The organism is Nocardia sp. NPDC004415, assembly GCF_053602435.1.
In genome coordinates this window covers 56,469-74,012 of record NZ_JBSGDP010000023.1, presented here as the reverse complement: position 1 = coordinate 74,012, position 17,544 = coordinate 56,469, and the positions used below count along the sequence as shown (strand labels likewise).

Annotated in this window: 17 protein-coding genes; 7 read left to right on the top strand and 10 right to left on the bottom strand. The window is 68.4% G+C overall.

What is annotated here, in order from left to right; genetic code table 11:
• Positions 1 to 28 precede the first annotated feature (28 nt).
• On the bottom strand, positions 29 to 604 hold the full coding sequence (locus tag ACWEMY_RS13920; RefSeq protein ID WP_452390316.1) for a TetR/AcrR family transcriptional regulator: 576 nt from the start codon (positions 602 to 604) through the stop codon (positions 29 to 31).
• Between the two features lie 61 nt (positions 605 to 665).
• Here ACWEMY_RS13920 and ACWEMY_RS13915 point away from each other — a divergent pair, with 61 nt between their 5' ends.
• Positions 666 to 1,925: an NADH:flavin oxidoreductase/NADH oxidase family protein gene (locus ACWEMY_RS13915; protein WP_452390315.1), complete on the top strand. Its 1,260-nt coding sequence runs from the start codon at positions 666 to 668 to the stop codon at positions 1,923 to 1,925.
• A 401-nt stretch (positions 1,926 to 2,326) separates the two neighbouring features.
• Here ACWEMY_RS13915 and ACWEMY_RS13910 read toward each other — a convergent pair whose 3' ends face one another.
• Positions 2,327 to 2,539 carry a hypothetical protein gene (locus ACWEMY_RS13910; RefSeq protein WP_452390329.1) on the bottom strand — a complete coding sequence of 71 codons (213 nt, stop codon included), beginning with the start codon at positions 2,537 to 2,539 and terminating at the stop codon, positions 2,327 to 2,329.
• 130 nt (positions 2,540 to 2,669) lie between these two features.
• On the opposite strand from ACWEMY_RS13910, the gene ACWEMY_RS13905 reads away from it, so the two are divergent.
• Complete coding sequence (locus ACWEMY_RS13905; protein ID WP_452390314.1) at positions 2,670 to 4,274, top strand: FAD-binding protein; 1,605 nt, start codon at positions 2,670 to 2,672, stop codon at positions 4,272 to 4,274.
• Here the strand turns inward: ACWEMY_RS13905 and ACWEMY_RS13900 are convergent, their stop codons facing one another.
• Together ACWEMY_RS13900 and ACWEMY_RS13895 are read right to left on the bottom strand one after the other, a co-directional pair.
• Positions 4,275 to 5,387, bottom strand: coding sequence for a winged helix DNA-binding domain-containing protein (locus ACWEMY_RS13900; RefSeq protein ID WP_452390313.1), 1,113 nt, complete (start codon positions 5,385 to 5,387; stop codon positions 4,275 to 4,277). It lies immediately after the preceding gene.
• 73 nt (positions 5,388 to 5,460) lie between these two features.
• Complete coding sequence (locus ACWEMY_RS13895) at positions 5,461 to 7,017, bottom strand: acyl-CoA carboxylase subunit beta (protein ID WP_452390312.1); 1,557 nt, start codon at positions 7,015 to 7,017, stop codon at positions 5,461 to 5,463.
• Between the two features lie 167 nt (positions 7,018 to 7,184).
• On the opposite strand from ACWEMY_RS13895, the gene dinB reads away from it, so the two are divergent.
• Both dinB and ACWEMY_RS13885 read left to right on the top strand, forming a co-directional pair.
• Complete coding sequence (gene dinB, locus ACWEMY_RS13890; protein WP_452390311.1) at positions 7,185 to 8,417, top strand: DNA polymerase IV; 1,233 nt, start codon at positions 7,185 to 7,187, stop codon at positions 8,415 to 8,417.
• 33 nt (positions 8,418 to 8,450) lie between these two features.
• A complete protein-coding gene (locus ACWEMY_RS13885) occupies positions 8,451 to 8,804 on the top strand; it encodes a PLD nuclease N-terminal domain-containing protein (protein ID WP_452390310.1) in 354 nt (117 codons plus the stop codon).
• On the opposite strand, the gene ACWEMY_RS13880 is transcribed toward ACWEMY_RS13885, so the two are convergent.
• From ACWEMY_RS13880 to ACWEMY_RS13860, 5 genes are read right to left on the bottom strand one after another with little or no spacing between them, the layout of a single operon-like run.
• Positions 8,805 to 9,683, bottom strand: a complete 879-nt coding sequence (locus tag ACWEMY_RS13880) for a phosphoribulokinase (protein WP_375927471.1) — start codon at positions 9,681 to 9,683, stop codon at positions 8,805 to 8,807. It abuts the gene before it with no gap.
• A gap of 9 nt (positions 9,684 to 9,692) precedes the next feature.
• A complete protein-coding gene (locus ACWEMY_RS13875) occupies positions 9,693 to 10,772 on the bottom strand; it encodes a class 1 fructose-bisphosphatase (RefSeq protein WP_452390309.1) in 1,080 nt (359 codons plus the stop codon).
• Entirely contained in the window at positions 10,757 to 11,776 is a 1,020-nt protein-coding gene (locus ACWEMY_RS13870; RefSeq protein WP_375927467.1) for an AAA family ATPase, read from the bottom strand. The genes ACWEMY_RS13875 and ACWEMY_RS13870 overlap by 16 nt, the downstream gene beginning before the upstream one ends.
• On the bottom strand, positions 11,766 to 12,188 hold the full coding sequence (locus ACWEMY_RS13865) for a ribulose bisphosphate carboxylase small subunit (protein ID WP_375927465.1): 423 nt from the start codon (positions 12,186 to 12,188) through the stop codon (positions 11,766 to 11,768). Before ACWEMY_RS13865 ends, ACWEMY_RS13870 begins: the two co-directional genes overlap by 11 nt.
• Positions 12,189 to 12,199: 11 nt before the next feature.
• Positions 12,200 to 13,642, bottom strand: coding sequence for a form I ribulose bisphosphate carboxylase large subunit (locus ACWEMY_RS13860; protein ID WP_452390308.1), 1,443 nt, complete (start codon positions 13,640 to 13,642; stop codon positions 12,200 to 12,202).
• A 123-nt stretch (positions 13,643 to 13,765) separates the two neighbouring features.
• Between ACWEMY_RS13860 and ACWEMY_RS13855 the strand changes: the two genes are divergently transcribed.
• Positions 13,766 to 14,644 carry a LysR family transcriptional regulator gene (locus ACWEMY_RS13855; RefSeq protein ID WP_452390307.1) on the top strand — a complete coding sequence of 293 codons (879 nt, stop codon included), beginning with the start codon at positions 13,766 to 13,768 and terminating at the stop codon, positions 14,642 to 14,644.
• A 50-nt stretch (positions 14,645 to 14,694) separates the two neighbouring features.
• Here the strand turns inward: ACWEMY_RS13855 and ACWEMY_RS13850 are convergent, their stop codons facing one another.
• Positions 14,695 to 15,513 carry a TIGR02452 family protein gene (locus ACWEMY_RS13850; RefSeq protein ID WP_452390306.1) on the bottom strand — a complete coding sequence of 273 codons (819 nt, stop codon included), beginning with the start codon at positions 15,511 to 15,513 and terminating at the stop codon, positions 14,695 to 14,697.
• Positions 15,514 to 15,702: 189 nt separating this feature from the next.
• On the opposite strand from ACWEMY_RS13850, the gene ACWEMY_RS13845 reads away from it, so the two are divergent.
• The gene (locus ACWEMY_RS13845; protein ID WP_452390305.1) at positions 15,703 to 16,710 is read left to right on the top strand and encodes a hypothetical protein; all 1,008 of its coding nucleotides are present in this window, start codon (positions 15,703 to 15,705) and stop codon (positions 16,708 to 16,710) included.
• A gap of 78 nt (positions 16,711 to 16,788) precedes the next feature.
• Positions 16,789 to 17,190, top strand: a complete 402-nt coding sequence (locus ACWEMY_RS13840; RefSeq protein WP_336082493.1) for an Rv3143 family two-component system response regulator — start codon at positions 16,789 to 16,791, stop codon at positions 17,188 to 17,190.
• The last annotated feature ends 354 nt before the right edge of the window (positions 17,191 to 17,544 follow it).

Here is a 17,544-nt window from a genome sequence, read left to right as displayed (position 1 = left end):
CTGTCAACACTAGTTTTCGACGGGCTCGCTAGCCCTCCACCGCCATGATCGCGGCGAACGCGGCCCGCACATGATCGGCCACGTCGTCGCCGGATTCCGCCACGAGCTTCCCGTCGAGATACAGCGACGCGAGCCCGTGCGCCAGCCCCCACCCCGCCGAAGCCAGCGCCTCGACATCCGACCCGGGAAAGACGCGATCCATGCCGACGCGCAGCAGGTCGTGAATATCCGCCGCCGCCCGAACCCGCTCCTCACTGCCTTCGTCGCAGGAGTTCTCGAACATCAACCGGAACAGCGCCGGACGACGGAGGGCGAATTCCACATAGGCGACCGCGAAATCGCCGAGATCCGCCGGAGCGGACGGAAGCTGACGCCCCTCGAGCAGATCCGCTTTCAGATCCCGCAGGCCCTGGGCGGCCAGAGCCGACTCCAGCGCGTCACGATCGGCGAAGTGCCGGTACGGAGCAGTGGGGGAGACGCCCGCCGCGCGCGCGACGGCGCGCAGCGAGAACGGCTCCCCGGCTTCGAGCATGTGCATGGCTGTCGCCAGGAGTGAGGCTCGTAGATCGCCGTGATGGTAACCACTCCGCAGTGAAGTTGACACCGTATACACCCCTTCCTAGGCTTATGTGAGCAACGTAAACATACCGCAGACAGGAGCCGCGATGCCATCCGCCGTCCCCGCCACGATCTCGCCGATCTTCGATCCGTTCACCCTCCCGAACGGATCGGTCCTGCCGAACAGGCTGGCCAAGGCGGCCATGGAGGAGAACATGGCCGTGCGCGGACAACTGCCCGGCGCGGCCCTGTTCCGGCTCTACGACGCATGGAGCCGCGGCGGTGTCGGCCTGATCGTCACCGGCAACGTCATGGTCCACGCCGAAGCGCTCACCGGCCCCGGCGGCGTCGTCCTCGACGCGCAGTCGCCGATGGAACCCTTCCGGCAATGGGCAGCGGCCGCCAGAAGCGGTGGCGCCAAGGTGTGGATGCAGATCAACCACCCCGGCAGGCAGATCCGCGCCGACATGCCCGGCGTCGCCTGGGGCCCCTCGGCCGTCAAGGTCGATATCGGCAAGAACAGCAAACGCTTCGCCGACCCGGTCGCGATGACCGCCGAACAGATCGACCAGACCGTCGAACGCTTCGCCGAAACTGCCCGCCGCGCCGAGGAAGCCGGCTTCGACGGCGTCGAGATCCACGCCGCCCACGGCTACCTGCTCTCCCAGTTCCTCTCGCCGCTGACCAACCAGCGCACCGACCACTGGGGCGGCAGCCTCGACAACCGCGCCCGGCTACTGCTCGACATCACTCGCGCCGTCCGCGCAACGGTCGCCCCCACCTTCACCGTCGCCGTCAAACTCAACTCCGCCGACTTCCAGCGTGGCGGTTTCGACGCCGACGACGCCGCCCGCGTCATCGACCTGCTCGCCCCGCTCGGCGTCGATGTCGTCGAACTGTCCGGCGGCAGCTACGAGGCGCCCGCCATGACCGGCCAGGCCGGCGACGAGCGCAGCCGAGCCCGCGAGGCCTACTTCCTCACCCTCGCCGAGGAACTCGCCGCGAAGAGCCCACTGCCCCTGATGCTCACCGGCGGCATCGTCCGCCGCCCCGTCGCCGAGGAAGTCCTCGCCGGCGGTATCGAACTCGTCGGCATGGGCAGCGCCCTGGCCATCGACCCCGACCTCCCCAACCGCTGGCGCCAGGACGCCACCGCCAAGGTCGAACTGACCCCCGTCACCATCAAGGACAAAGCCGTCGCCTCCGCCGCGGGCATGGCCCGCATCCGCCAGCAACTCCGCCGCCTCGGCACCAACCGCCGCCCGCGCCCCGACATCAGCCCCAAACTCGCCCTCGTCAAGGAAACCGTCCTCCAACAGTTCGCCCTGCGCCGCTACCGAACCTGGCTGAACAGCCGAACCGCATGAATCCTGACGCCCGGACACCCTCCATCAATACGTCACTGTGACGTATTGATGGAGGGTGGGAAAGTGGAGGGGAGTGGGCCCCAAGGGCTTTCGACAACCACTCGACCCCGGAGTCCCACGCAACACCCAGCTCCGCACGCGGTATCCCGATCCATCGCGAACGATCATGAATGAACCGAAGGCTCGAAATCCAGCCGAACCGGGCCCGCAAGACCTGAAAGTTGGATGCACGAATCGGACACCGGTGCATCTGACACCGAACGTGCAAGTCTCGGAGCGGTCAGCCGAACGGCTCAGGGTTCGAGCGAGAGCAAGTCGCCGAATGTCTATGGACGCCGACGAAACGCACCGAAAAACCCCACCTGACCGGTCCGGTTCAAACGCCGATAATGCACATTATGTCAAGTAATGCTGATCTTGTCGGCGTCCAGCACTGCCCCGAGTCCTTCCTGGAGGTCCTTGACGAAGTACTCGGGTACTTCCAAGGACGGGAAATGTCCACCGGCGTCGGGTGATCGTGCCCGCAGATCGTCGAGGTCCGCTTCCGTCGCGCGCGCCCGGAACGGTTGCACGGAGGGCGCGGCGAGGTCGTCGTCGGTGGGTAGCTGTTCCATACCTTTCGGGTTCCCGCATTCCGTCACGCCATCCGCGTCGGCGACCGGACAACTCCCCTGCCCATTTTCTAGAACACGTTATAGTTATGTTCGCGGTGGCGACGGGGCTTCCGCGCGGAAGGTGGTACGTGTGCGGGCCTGGGACGATGAAGCCGATGTCGTGGTGGTCGGGTACGGCGGAGCGGGAGTGTGCGCGGCGTTGGCGGCGCGTGAGGGCGGGGCGGAAGTCCTCGCGGTGGACCGGTATCTGGGTGGCGGGGCGACCGTGTTGTCCGGCGGGATCGTCTACGCGGGTGGCGGAACGTGGGTGCAGCGCGAGGCCGGGATCGACGACGATGTCGACAATATGATCGCCTACCTGGAGGCCGAGGTCGGTGACGCTGTGAGCACGGCGACACTGCGCCGGTTCTGTGAGCAGTCCCCCGCGATGATCGACTGGCTGACCGAGCACGGTGTGCCGTTCGAGGCGTCGGTGTGCCCGTACAAGACCTCCTACCCCACCGACGACTACTACCTCTACTACTCCGGCAGCGAGAACTCCGGCGGATACCGGGAGATCGCGAAGCCGCGTCAGCGAGGTCATCGCGCGCACGGTCGCGGTGTCTCGGGCAAGGCGCTGTTCGGCCCGCTGGCATCGTCGGCGGCCGCGCACGGTGTCCGGGTGCGCACCGGTACCAGGACGACGCGGCTCGTGCTCGAGGGCGGTCGGGTGACCGGGATCGAAGCGGTCACCCTGGACAACGCGCCCGCCTCGGTGCGGCGCCGGTTCGCCGCGCTGGCCAGGATCTCGTCGAAACCCGGTGTGTACCACCAGGGTCTGCGTGCCGCGGTGCAGAAGCTGCTGGACCGGATCGAGCGCGTGCACGGTGTGCCGGTGCGCATCAAGGCCCGTTCGGGTGTCGTCCTCACCACCGGCGGGTTCATCGCCAATGGCGCGATGGTCGCCCGGCACTCCCCTGCCTATCCGTGGTCGCAGGGTCTGCCCCTCGGTACGGCCGCCGACGACGGCAGCGGTATCACCATGGCACTGGATGCCGGGGCGGCGAGCGGCAAGATGGACGCGCTGTCGACCTGGCGTTTCATCGCCCCGCCGAGCGCCTTCTTCGGTGCCGTCGCGGTGGACGCCGACGGCAGGCGCATGATCGACGAATCCCGTTACGGTGCGGCCCTGGGTGCGGCGATCGCCGCGGCGCCGGGTCATCGCGCGTGGCTGCTCGTCGACGCCGAGCTCGCCGCGCAGGCTCGCGCGCAGCTGGGTGGGCAGTCGGTGTGGTTCCAGCGCATGCAGACCGAGCGTTTGCTGCGGATCGGTAGTGTCTCGGGCGGAACGGTCGAGGAGGTCGCCCGGCGCGCGGGTGTCGACGTGGCCGGGCTTCGTGCCACGGTCGACGCGCACAATCACGCGATCGAGCGCGACTCCCCCGACCCGCTCGGCAAGCCGGACGATCTGCGCAGGCCGATCCGTACCGGCCCGTTCACGCTGCTGGACATCTCGTTCACCGCCCGGCTCACCTATCCCATGCCGATGCTCACCCTGGGCGGTGTGCTCGTCGACGAGGACACCGGTGCGGTGCGTGCCGAGGCCGGCGGGACCATTCCGGGTCTGTTCGCGGCTGGGCGCGCGGCGGTCGGGATCTGCTCGAACGGCTATGTCAGCGGGTTGTCGCTGGCGGATTGTGTGTTCTCGGGCCGGCGTGCGGGCGCGCACAGCGTCGAGGAGCTCCAGCGCGGCTGATCAGGCGAGACGGGCGGTGAGTCCGGGGGTCCCGCTCGCTGCGGCCAGTCGCTCCACGGCGGCGGCGAGTGCGCGTTTCGGCAGGGTCCGTGAGTCGAAGGTCGACACGACGATCTCGCCGTCGGCTTGTTCCCAGGTTCCGGCGATCCGGCCGTCCACGAGGACCAGGGGCGAGATCCATCCGGCGGCGCGGCTCACCTCGGCGCGGTGTTCGGCGGGCAGCATGGCGGTGTCGCCGGTGCCGGGGCCCAACACGTACTGGTCGAACGGGCCGAGCAGGTGGATGGCGCCGTCGAGGGTGGCGGTGGCGAGTTCGTCGGCGTGTTCGGTGAGGATCCAGCCGGTGGTGCCGTCGATGTCGACTTCGGTGAGTGTGTCGCCGAGGTCGGCGAACCAGCGGCGCACGACGGTCTTGCGGAGGTTGTTGCGGCTGAGCCAGGCGTCGAAGGTTTCCGGTTTCGCCGGGCCGTAGGCGCCGAGGTAGGCGGTGATGAGGGTGGGTGCGGCGGTGTCGGGGTCGGGTACGCCGGTCCAGCCGGGGATCTGGTGGGCGGGGGCGGTGAAGGTGATCTTGGTGCCGCGGGCGGGGCCGTGGCACAGGGCGCCCTGCCAGGCGAGGGGTTTGAGGACCGCGCCCCAGCCGGAGCGCAGTTGCTCACCGAGGTGGGCGAATCCGGGTTCGGCGAGGACGGCGTCGACGAGTTCGTCGCGGGTGAGCACCTGGTCGGCCAGGATGTCGGTGACGACCTGCACCAGGGCAGTGACCTGTTCGGGGGTGGCGCCGAAGGTCTTCTGCCAGGACGGCTTCTCCCAGGTGCGCGCCGACCCGATCAGCGCCAGCGCGGCGGCGGCGTGCTCGGGTGTCATGGCGTGCAGGGTGCCGCGCATGGCCCAGGTCTTGACGAGGTCGCCCGTAGCGAGCGCGGTGGCGACGGCCGCGGGTGCGGGCTCGCTACTGCGCACGGCGGCAGCGGTTTCCGCGGCGGAGGCGACCTGCGCCTGGAGTCCGGCGAGTCGTTCGCCGATCGCGACCGGTCCCGCGTCGGTGGGGGTGGTGAGGAACTGCCTGTTCATGCGCCAGGCGAACACCTGATCCCAGCCGACCTCGAGCACGACCCACTCCCCTGTTTCCCGGCGGACTGCCACCGCGACAGCCGGTTTCACCCTACCGGCTGTCGCGGTGTACTCACATCGAGTAGAGGCTGTGTTTGCGCGGGTTGAACTCCTGGGAGACGGGGTGTTTGTCGCGCAGCAGGCGCAGGGCGTGGCGGATCTCGAGGCGGGTGCGGGAGGGTTCGATGACGGCGTCGATGTAGCCGCGTTCGGCGGCGACCCAAGGGGTGGCGACGGTTTCGTTGTACTGGTTGATCATGAAGTCGCGGGCGGCGGCGCGGTGTTCCTCGGGCACAGCCATGAGCTGGCGTCGGCCGATGAGGTCGACGGCGCTCTCGGCGCCGATGACGGCGATGCGGGCGGTGGGCCAGGCGAAGCTGATGTCGGCGCCGAGCTGTTTGCAGGCCATCATGCCGTAGGCGCCGCCGTAGGATTTGCGGACGACGAGGTTGATGATCGGCACGGTGGCTTCGATGATCGCGCGGGGTACGCGGCCGCCGCGGATGATGACGCCGTTGTTCTCCTCCTCGACGCCGGGCAGCACGCCGGGGGTGTCGGCGACGAAGACGAGCGGGATGTTGAAGGCGTCGCAGAGCCGGATGAAGTAGGTGGATTTGTCGGAGCAGGCGGCGTCGATGGAGCCGCCGAGCACGAGTGGCTGGTTGGCGACGACGCCGACGGTGCGGCCGTCGACGCGGGCGAATCCGGTGATGAGGTTGGGGGCGAAGGCGGCGCGGATCTCGTGGAATTCGCCGTCGTCGAAGATGCGCAGCAGGATTTCGTGCATGTCGTAGCCGCTGCGGTCGGAGTCGGGGATGATGCGGTCGAGTTCGCGGTCGCTGGCGGTGATCTCGGGTTCGAGGCCGGGGTTGACCAGTGGGGGTTGTTCCAGGCAGCTCGAGGGCATGTAGCCGAGGTAGGTGCGGGCCCAGTCGAAGGCTTGCTGTTCGGTGTCGGTGACGTGGTGGATGACGCCGCGGCGGGCCTGCACGTCGGCGCCGCCGAGGTCTTCGGCGCTGACGTCTTCGCCGGTGACGGCTTTGATGACTTCGGGTCCGGTGACGAACATGTAGGCGTTCTGGGTGCCGACGAGTACGTCGGTGTTGATGGGCCCGTAGACGGCGCCCGCCGCGCATTTGCCGAGCATGATGGAGACCTGCGGGACGTAGCCGGAGAGTTTGGCCTGTACGCGGCTCATGTGCCCGAACCAGGCGATGGAGGCGACGGCGTCCTGGATACGGGCGCCGCCGGAGTCGTTGATGGTGACGACCGGGCAGGCTTTTTCGAAGGCGAATTGGAGCGCTTTGGTGAGTTTGCGGCCGAACATCTCGCCGACGGAGCCGCCGTAGACGGTTTGGTCGTGGGCGATGACGACGACGGGGCGGCCTTCGATGAGCCCGTGGCCGGTGACGACGCCGTCGCCGTACATGGCGTCGTTCTTGCCGGGCTGCTTGGCGAGGGCGCCGATCTCGAAGAAGGTGCCGGGGTCGAGCAGGGCGGTGACGCGGGAGCGGACGCTGGGGATGTTCTTCTTGGCGCGTTTGGCGACCGCGGATTCCCCGGCGGGTTCCGCGGCGATCTCCAGGATCTTGGTGAGTTCGTCGAGCTTTTCCTGGGTACTACCGACCACGCCGCCAACCTTTCGAACCGTGCTGTGTGCGGTGGTGACGTTAGAGCGTGTGGCGCGTCGGTGCGGCGTGGCGCGTGAGTTCGGGGAAAGGTCACAGTGGATGACCGTGCAGTGCCGGGTTTACGACATGTCGGTTGCCCGGAGTTGTCGGACATCGATGCGAACATATGTTCGTGTCCGACCCTGTTGTTCCTCGTCCGCGTATCCGGTCCCGTGCCGAGGCGTCGATCCTGCATGCCGATCTGGATTCCTTCTATGCCTCGGTGGAGCAGCGGGATCAGCCGTGGTTGCGGGGCAGGCCGGTGCTGGTGGGTGGCGGGGTGGTGTTGGCGGCGAGCTATGAGGCCAAGGCGTTCGGTGTCCGCACGCCGATGAATGCCGGGCAGGCGGTGCGGTTGTGCCCGCAGGCGGTGATCGTGCCGCCCCGGATGTCGGCCTATGCCGAGGCGAGCAAGGCCGTGTTCGCGGTGTTCGCGGACACCACCCCGGTGGTGGAGGGCATCTCGATCGACGAGGCGTTCCTGGATGTGGGTGGTTTGCGGCGGATCAGCGGCGAGCCGGCCGAGATCGCGCAGCGCCTGCGGGCTCGGGTCAGGACGGAGGTGGGGTTGCCGATCTCGGTCGGGATCGCGCGCACGAAGTTCCTGGCGAAGGTGGCCTCCACGGTGGCCAAGCCCGACGGGTTGCGGGTGGTGGAGCCCGATGGTGAGCTCGAGTTCCTGCATCCGCTGCCGGTGCAGCGTTTGTGGGGTGTCGGTGTGGTGACGGCGGCGAAGCTGCATGCCGCGGGGATCACCCGGGTCGGTCAGCTCGCGCAGGCGGGCGAGGCGGAGTTGCGGATGCTGCTGGGCCCCGCGGCCGCGCGGCACCTGTTCGCGCTGGCGTGGGCGCGGGACCCGCGCCGGGTGGAGACCGGAAAGCGGCGCCGTTCGATCGGTGCGCAGCGGGCACTGGGTCGCGGCGCGCGGGAGCCGGAGGAGATCGCGGCGTTCCTGGACGGGCTCACCGATCGGCTCGGCCGACGATTACGTGCCGCGGATCGCGTGTGCCGCACGGTGGTCCTGCGGCTGCGTTTCGACGATTTCTCCCGGGCCACCCGCTCCCACACCTTGGTCGAGGCCACCGATGCCTCGGCGGCGATCCGTCATGCCGCCCGGCTGCTGCTGGACGCGGCGCACCCGTTGATCGCCGAACGCGGCATCACCCTGATCGGGTTGTCGCTGACCAATCTCGACGATGCCGACACCATGCAGCTCACCTTGCCGCTGGCTCCGCGTGCGGAGAACACCCTCGATGCCACTCTGGACGATCTGCGGCGCCGGTTCGGTTCGGCGGCGATCACCCGTGCGGCGCTGCTGAACTCGGGTGAGGGGTTGTCGGTGCCGTTGCTGCCGGACTGAACCCGCGGCGGGGCGGCATGCGATGATGCTGCGATGCACTATGCCGTCATCGGCTTTCTGACCCTTGCCCTGTGGGTGTACTGCCTGGTCGACATCGTCACCAGTCCCGACGCGGGGATCCGTCATCTCCCGAAGCTGGGGTGGCTGCTCGTGGTGGTGTTGATCCCCACCGTGGGTGCGCTGCTGTGGTTGTTCGCGGGCCGTCCGGTGGGCGAGTCGCGGCCGGTGTCGAACACCCGCTACGGCGAGTACGACCGGCCCGGTCGCGCGGTGGCGTCCAATCCCGATGACGACGAGGCGTTCCTGCGCGGTTTGCGTGAGCGGGCCGAGGCGCAGCGGCGTGAGGCGCGCCGTCAGCAGGCCGAGCGCGAGCAGGACGAGGCCTGATCAGAGCAGCCGCTGGGGGCGTTTGTCCATCAGGCGCAGGATCAGCGGGGTGAAGATGAGCTGCATGGCCAGTTCCATCTTCCCGCCGGGCACGACGATGCAGTTGGTGCGTGACATGAACGAGTCGTGCAGCATCGACAGCAGATACGGGAAGTCGATCACTTTGGGGTCGGCGAAGCGGATCACCACGAAGCTCTCGTCGGCGGTGGGGATGCTGCGGGCGATGAACGGGTTGGAGGTGTCGACCGTGGGCACCCGCTGGAAGTTGACGTAGGTGCGGGAGAACTGCGGGCAGATGTATTTCACGTAGTCGGGCATGCGTCGCAGGATGGTGTCGATGACGGCTTCGCTGGAGTAGCCGCGGTGGGTCTTGTCCCGGTAGACCTTCTGGATCCATTCGAGGTTGATGATCGGTACGACACCGACGAGCAGGTCGGTGTAGCGGGCGACGTCGACGGTGTCGGTGGCCGCGGCACCGTGCAGGCCTTCGTAGAACAGCAGGTCGCTGCCGGGGGTGAGGTCTTCCCACGGGGTGAAGGTGCCCGCGGGCTGGCCGTAGGGTTTGGCTTCCTCGTCGTCGTGCAGGTATCGGCGGACCTGGCCGACGCCGGTCTCGCCGTATTCGCGGAACAGGGTTTCCAGTTCGGGCAGCAGGTTGGCGTCTTCGCCGAAGTGCGAGAATGTGGTGTTGCGTTGTTGTTCTGCTTCGGCCATCGCCAGTTTCATCTCGGCGCGGTCGTAGCGGTGGAACGAATCGCCTTCCACGACGGCGGCGTTGATCCCTTCGCGCCGGAAGATCTCCTCGAAGGTGCGGGTCACGCTGGAGGTGCCCGCCCCGGAGGACCCGGTGATCGCGACGACGGGATGTTTGATCGACATGGCTGCCTCCTAGGTGCGCTGGTCGTGGCGGGCGGGCCGGAACAGCGACCGGCTGCCGAACAGTGAGCTGTCGAAGCTGGGGCCTTCGTCGGGTTCGCTGTGGTAGCGCTCGATGCGCAGCACTTCGTTGCGGGAGCCGAAGATGAACGGCACCCGCTGATGGACGTCGGTGGGTGGCACGAGCATCATGCGGTCGTGGCCGGTGGTGGCCGCGCCGCCGGCCTGTTCGACGATGAACGCGATCGGGTTGGCCCCGTACAGCAGCGAAACCCGCCCGGGGCGGGCGGGGTTTCGGGTGTCGCGGGGGTAGAGGTAGACGCCGCCGCGGGTCAGGATGTGGAAGGTGTCGGCGACCAGGGAGGCCACCCAGCGCATGTTGAAGTCGCGTCCGCGTGGCCCGTCGAGTCCTTGCAGACATTCCTGGACGTAGCGGCGCACGGGACGTTCCCAGAAGCGTTCGTTGGCGGCGTTGATGGCGAATCCGGCGGTGTCGGGCGGGATGCGCATGTGCGGGTGGGTCAGGACGAACGCGCCGATCTCGCGGTCGAGGGTGAACCCGTCGACGCCGCTGCCGGTGGTGATCACCAGCATGGTCGCGGGCCCGTAGAGGGTGAACCCGGCGCACACCTGCTGCACGCCGGGTTGCAGGAAGTCGTGGTCGCCCGCGCCGTCGGGCAGGTCGCGGGGGGCGCGCAGGATGCTGAAGATCGAGCCGACGGGCAGGTTGACGTCGATATTGCTCGATCCGTCCAGCGCGTCGTAGGCCAGCAGGTATTTGCCGCGGTGTGCGGTGGCCGGGATGGGCAACGCGCTGGGTCGCCGTTCCGACAGCAGCCCCGACAGGTGCCCGGTCCATTGGGTCTGTCCGACCATGATGTCGTCGGTCAGCACGTCGAGGCGCCCGCTGACCGACTCCGCCTCCCCGCCGCGCCCGGAGGCGATGATCGCGCCGCGGGTCACCTGGTTGGCGATGATCTTCGTCGCGGTCGCCACCACATTGACCAGTGCGGAGAACTCCCCGGAGGAGCCGGGATGGCGGTGTTCCTCCTCGATCGTGTAGCGGGTGAGGGTTTTCAGTCCGTCCGGCATGGCGTGGGGATCACCTCCTCGCCGAGGTCGGTGAACACGCTGCTGCCGTAGACGTCGCGGTCGCACAGGGTGATCAGGTCGGTTCTCGACAGCGGCCGGGCCGCTTCGACGAGCCGTTTGGCCTGCCGCAACCGGCAGCGGTCGATGGCGTTGCGCACGCTGCGGGCGTTGGAGAAGCGCGGCTTGGTCATGCGCACGGTCAGGTATTCGGCGAAGGCGGCGTGCGCGTCGGCGTCGAAGCGGAAGTTCTCCCCCGCGACCATGAGTTCGGCGATGCCCAGGAGTTCGCCGTGGGTGTAGTCGCTGAACTCGAGGTGGTGGGCCACCCGGGAGGACAGGCCGGGGTTGGCGGAGAAGAACCGGTCCATCCGGTCGGGGTAGCCGGCGAAGATGACGACCAGGTTGGCGCGTTCGTTCTCCATCTCCTGCAGCAGGATCTCGATGACCTCCTGCCCGTAGTCGCGTTCGTTCTCGGGCCGGAACAGGTAGTAGGCCTCGTCGATGAACAGCACCCCGCCCGCGGCCTTGGCGATGGCCTCCTTGGTCTTGGGCGCGGTGTGGCCGATGAACTGGCCGACCAGGTCGTCGCGGGTGACGGTGTGCACCTTGGGTTTGCGGATGTAGCCCAGGGCGTGCAGCATCTGCGCCATCCGCATGGCCACGGTGGTCTTGCCGGTGCCGGGGCCGCCGGTGAAGCTCATGTGCATGGTGGGGCGCGAGGATTCCAGGCCGAAGCGGCGCCGGGCCCGGTCGATCATGAGCAGCGCGGCGATCTCGCGGACGCGTTCCTTCACATTCGCCAGCCCGATGAGTTCGGCGTCGAGCGCGGCCAGTGTTTCGGCGACGTCGTGGCCGGCCAGGTCGAGGGACAGGTCCAACAGCGCGTCCTCGCTCAGCGGTTCCTCGGTCGCGATCGCTTCGGGGGCCGGGGGCCGGGACGGCCGGGCGTCACCGACGCCCGGCCGCACCAACCGGAATCCGCCCGCGGATTCCTCAGCCGCCATACCGGTGTCCCTGCGGACGATCGGTGGCGTAGGACCGCACGCTGTAGTTCTGGCGGCGGTCGGCGGCCTCGGTGCGCACCAGTTCGAAACCGGGTTCCTCGGCGGGGCGTTGCACCAGGAAACTCAGCGCCGTGGTCTGTTTGGTGTAGGTGGCGTCGTAGGCGTTGACCCGCACGTAGTGACGGGGGAAGGTCGCGCGGCAGGCGTTGACCTCGGCCATCACCCCGTCGGGTTCGTCGAGGTCGAACAGCGGCAGTCCCCACATCTCCCAGTAGGTGTTGCGCGGGTGCGGATCGTCGGTGTACTCGATCGAGACCGGCCAGCCGTTGAGCAGCGCGTAGCGCACCTGTGCGGCGATCTCGGTGTCGGTGAGTTCGGGCAGATACGAGAACGTCCCGTGGCGCAGATACATCGGGCTCTCCCCTACAGGCTCGGTGTGGGCACCGCGTCGGGTGCGTCGGTGGAGGTGTAATCGAAGGTGACATCGCCCCAGGTGGCCAGCGCGACCTCGAGCGGGCGGCAGCTCGAGGCGGCGGTGCGCAGTACGTCGGGGCCTTCTTTGAGCAGGTCGCGGCCTTCGTTGCGGGCCTTGACGACCGCTTCCAGGGCGACCCGGTTGGCTTCGGCGCCCGCGGCGATGCCCAGCGGATGCCCGATGGTGCCGCCACCGAACTGCAGGATGACGTCGTCACCGAACAGGTCGAGCAGCTGGTGCATCTGCCCGGCGTGGATGCCGCCGGAGGCCACCGGCATCACGCCGGGCAGGCTGGCCCAGTCCTGGTCGAAGAAGATGCCGTTGGCCGGGTTGAGCGGCACGGTGTTCTCGCGCAGGGTGTCGTAGAAGCCGCGGGTGGTCGCCGGATCGCCTTCCAGTTTGCCCACCACGGTGCCGGCGTGGACATGGTCGACGCCGATGAGCCTGCACCATTTGGCCAGCACCCGGAAGCTGACGCCGTGGGTCTTCTGCCGGGTGAAGGTGGAGTGCCCGGCCCGGTGCAGGTGCAGCAGCACACCGTTGCGGCGCGCCCACTTCGACATCGACTGCATGGCCGTGTAGCCGACGGTGAGGTCCATCATGATCACCACGCTGCCGAGTTCCTTGGCGAACTCGGCCCGCTCGTACATGTCCTCCATGGAGGCGGCGGTGATGTTGAGGTAATGGCCCTTGATCTCGCCGGTCTCGGCCATCGCCCGGTTCACCCCCTCCATGGCGAACAGGTAGCGATCGCGCCAGCGCATGAACGGCTGGGAGTTGATGTTCTCGTCGTCCTTGGTGAAATCCAGGCCGCCTTTGCAGGCTTCGTAGATCACCCGGCCGTAATTGCGGGCCGACAATCCGAGTTTCGGTTTCACCGTCGCGCCCAGCAGGGGCCTGCCGTATTTGTTGAGGTATTCGCGTTCCATCACAGTGCCGTGCGGCGGACCCTGGAAGGTCTTGACATAGGCGACCGGAATGCGCATGTCTTCCAGGCGCAGCGCGAGCAGCGGTTTGAATCCGAAGACATTTCCGATGATCGAGGAGGTGAGGTTGGTGATCGACCCCTCTTCGAACAGGTCCAGATCGTAGGCGATATAGGCGAAGTACTCGCCCGGCCTGCCCGGAACCTCGACCACCTTGTAACACTTGGCCTGATACTTCGAGTGTGCGGTGAGCCGGTCGGTCCACACGACAGTCCAAGTGGCAGTGGAGGATTCGCCCGCGACCGCGGCGGCGGCTTCGATCGGGTCGACACCGGGCTGCGGGGTCACCCGGAACACCGCGAGCACGTCGGTGTCGGCGGGGATGTAGTCGGGTGCGTAATAGCCCATCGAGGCGTAGGACTGTACACCCGGATCCCAACGATCCCGTTCGGTTTCTTCCGCCATGGTTCCTCCTGTGGAATCCAGTGTGTCCGTTGCGAATTCCAGGATGAGGGGCGCACGCGCCGCAAACAATCTGAATCTTTCCGGGAAAGCTCAACCGAAACGTTGGGTTTGCTACCGTCGGGTATGGGCAGGGTCAGTGCGGGGCGGATGGAAACCTTTCTGGCCGTGGCCCGGCTGGGATCGATCCGGCGCGCGGCCACCCAGTTGCATGTCACCGAGGCGGCGGTCTCGGCCGCAGTCGCCCATGTCGAAAAGCAGCTCGGCGCCAAACTCATCGCCCGCTCCGGGCGCGGGATCGCGCTCACCGAGGCAGGCCGCGTCTACGCCGAATACTGTCGCGGCATCCTGGGGCTGATGAAGGAAGCCCACGCCGCGGTCCGCCAGGCCGACGCGGGCCGGCTGCGCATCGGCGTGGTGGCCACCGCCGGGGAATCGGTGGTGCTGCGGCCGCTGGCGTCGTTTCGCCGCCGCTACCCCGATGTGGAGCTGAGCCTGTCGATCCAGCCGCGCGACGTGCTGTTCCTCGAACTCCAGCACCACGAAACCGATCTCGTCATCGCCGGCCGTCCACCCCACACGGCCAATCTGGTGATCCAGGCCCGCCGCCCCAGCACCCTGGTCGTCGTCGGTGCCGACGCCCCCGACCCGCGCCACAGCACCTGGCTGCTGCGCGGCACCGGCTCAGGCACCCGCGAAGCCACCCTCGCCCTGCTCGACCGCCTCCAGATCGACCCACCCACCCTGACGCTGGGCTCCCACGGCGCCGTCATCGCCGCCGCCCGCGAGGGTTTGGGTGTCACCCTCATCCACTCCGACGCCGTCGGCGAACACCTCGAATCCGGTGCCCTGCACACCCTCGACGTCCCCGGCACCCCCCTGGACCGCGCCTGGCACGCCGTCACCACCCCCACCCCGACCCCCGCGACCCGCTTGTTCCTGGCCCACCTCATCGACCCCCGCGAAACCGGCACCGACGCCTTCCACGCCGCCATCGGCCCGTGAAGCATTCGCTACGGTGTCCACCGCCACCGGACCATCCCCGGAGGGTCTGACTATCGGGCTGGGGCGAACCGCGACTCGAAGGCTTCGCGGTTGGGTGAGGCCGGGTCGCGGTCGTAGATGGCGAACGCCACGTGGTCGAAGGCCGCGCCCCAGCGACGCAGCGCGGTGTCGAACGCCGCCGCGACGACGGCGGGGTCATTGGCGAACACGCCGCAGCCCCAGGCGCCCAGCACCAAGGCGCGGAGGTCGTGACGGGCAGCGGTCGCGATGACCCGTTCGGCGCGCTGGGCGAGGACAGCGCCGAAATCGGCGGTGTCGGCCCGGCGGGCGAGCTGACCGGCGTTCGGGGCGGGTGCGGTCAGGAAGGTGACCGGGAATGGGGGTGCCAGTTCACCCCGGTCGTCGCGGATGACCGGTACGTCCGGGGAGACGATCACGCGGTGGCTGTAGCGCAGGTCGTCCGACTGACGGTGGGCGGCATAGTAATCCGGTGCCTGCGTCAGGCACGTGTACAGCAGGGCGCTGCGGCACAGGTCCTCCTCCTGGGCGCGGGCGCCACGCAGGTATCCGCCGCCGGGGTTGCGGGCGGAGGCGAAGGTGAGTACGCCGACCCGCGAGTGCGTGGTGTGGAGGCGGCGGGCCGCCTCGATGCTGCCCTCGGCGGTGACTTCGGTCCGCGGGTCCCCGGGACCCGGTGCCGGGCGGTCCATCAGCTCGTCGAGCCGGTCCGGCGTGTAGGAGACGGTCCCGGCGCGGGCGCCCCGCATCTGGTCGCGGATGTCGACCTCGCTCCCGCCCGCGGTGCGGTAGACACCGTCCGCGGCGATCTGTTCGTTCACCACGGCCACGTGGCGCAATCTGCTACTCATGGCGCCGACCGTAACCAGCCGGCGGTCCCCTGCGCCACATGTTTTTGTAGAAGTAACAATAACTCTCGTGAATGTGTCGGTGGGATCTGCCAGGATGTGCTCAGCGACCGAACCGCGTTACGCGGTGGACGCCCCCATCGGGGCTGAGTACGGTCGGTGACGGGGTTCATTCGAACGAAGGGGTGGGAGATGACGATGCAGGTGAAGCTGTCGGGGGACGCACTGGAACTGCCCGGCGGGGTGCGGGTGACATTCCTGCGCACCCTGCGATTGCCCGAGACCGGGACCTATCCGTTGCCACCGGGCTTCGGGGCCTTCCCGCTGCGCCGTGTCGCCGACTATCCCCACACCGTCCCCGCCGAATGGCGTGAGCGTGGCGGCGTGATGCTGCCGGTGTATCAGCGTGAGGCGATGTGGCTGCGCTTCTCCGCGACGACCCCGGCCGCGTTGAAGATCGGCGTCGGCAAGGTCTGCGCGGTCTCGGGAAAACCGTGGAGCGACACCCTCGGACAGAACCCGCAGAACTATGTCGCCCTGCCGCGCCAGCCGTGGCTGGACGGCATCAACTCCGGTGACGGCACCGTCCGCCAGTTCGTCGCGGTCCCGCTGGGCCTCGGCGCGACCGTGGAGGGCCAGGTCACCGGTGTCGAGGAATGGGGCGGGGTGCAGCTCGCCGTCCACGGCCTGACCGAGACCGCCCTGGCGAACTGGCAGCGCACCCAGGCCGCTGAACGACCCCGTGGCGGCTACGGCGGTCCGGTGCCGGTCGCCTGTGCGGCACCGTCGGCGATGGCCGGATCGATGCTGGCACCTGGTGCCGCGCCCCGGGCGATGGGTCTGGGCGCGGGCGGCACGATGCGCCAGGAGATCTACGCCGATCCCCGCCCGCTCGACGACTACCACCACGATGCCGACGGCCGCGTCTTCGTCCACCTCGCCTCGGCCGCCCAGTGGCAGCAGATCACCGGCGAGCCCGCCCCGTCGACACCGATCACCGCCCAGTCCTACGCGCAGCGCGGCCTGCCCTGGTTCGAAAACTACGCCGCCGATGCCGACGACCTGCCCGCCGCGCCGGAGCTGGCCGAGGTGAAACCGACCGGCGACTGGCTGGCCGACGAGCAACCGTATCCGCCTGTCGAGCAACCACTTCCGGTGATCCCGCTGGGCAACAAGACAGTCCGGGACGGCAGCTGGTAACGCCGTTGCGCCGCAGGGCGACCGGCTGATCCGGTCAACCTGCCACGGGGTGGAGCCACACGGCCGTACGATCCGGAGGTGGCCGAATCGACTGGTTCCACCCCGCTGCGCGTGCTGGTCTACAGCAACGATGCCGATACCCGTCAACAGGTGATCCTGGCGCTGGGCCGTCGCCCCCGCGCCGACCTGCCCGAACTCGATTTCTTTGAAGTGGCCACCGCGCCGGTGGTCATCGAGCAGATGGACGCCGGGGGAATCGATCTGGCGATCCTCGACGGTGAATCCGCGCCGGCAGGCGGTCTCGGTATCGCCAAGCAGCTCAAGGACGAGATCGAGCAGTGCCCGCCGGTGGTCGTGCTCACCGGCCGTCCCGACGACGCCTGGCTGGCCAACTGGTCGCGCGCCGAGGCCGCGGTCTCGCATCCGATCGACCCGATGCAACTGACCAACGCCGTCGCCGGGGTGTTGCTCGCGCGCTGATCGGCATCGTCCCGATCTGTCGGATAGTCCGAATCGCACCTTTCCGCCCATCACCACTGGTAACACCCGTGGTTCCCGTCGGCATGCCCAAGGGCGATTACCCGCGTATCGCTCATGAATCGCGATACCGAAATCGATCAAAACCGGGCCCGGAAACGGTCGGCGGACCCTCGCGACGGCGGTACGCTGTGCTCTAGCTCACACGAGCGCGGGCTCAGGTATAACGCTCCGCCATCGCTGCACAGCCTTGCGCGAGCCCCGGTTCGGCGGACAACGTTGTCGGCCCCGTCTCGCCAAGCTGCCGTCCGCGACCGGGCCACACGGCTCGGCCTGCTCCAGCGAGGAGGGGAAGTG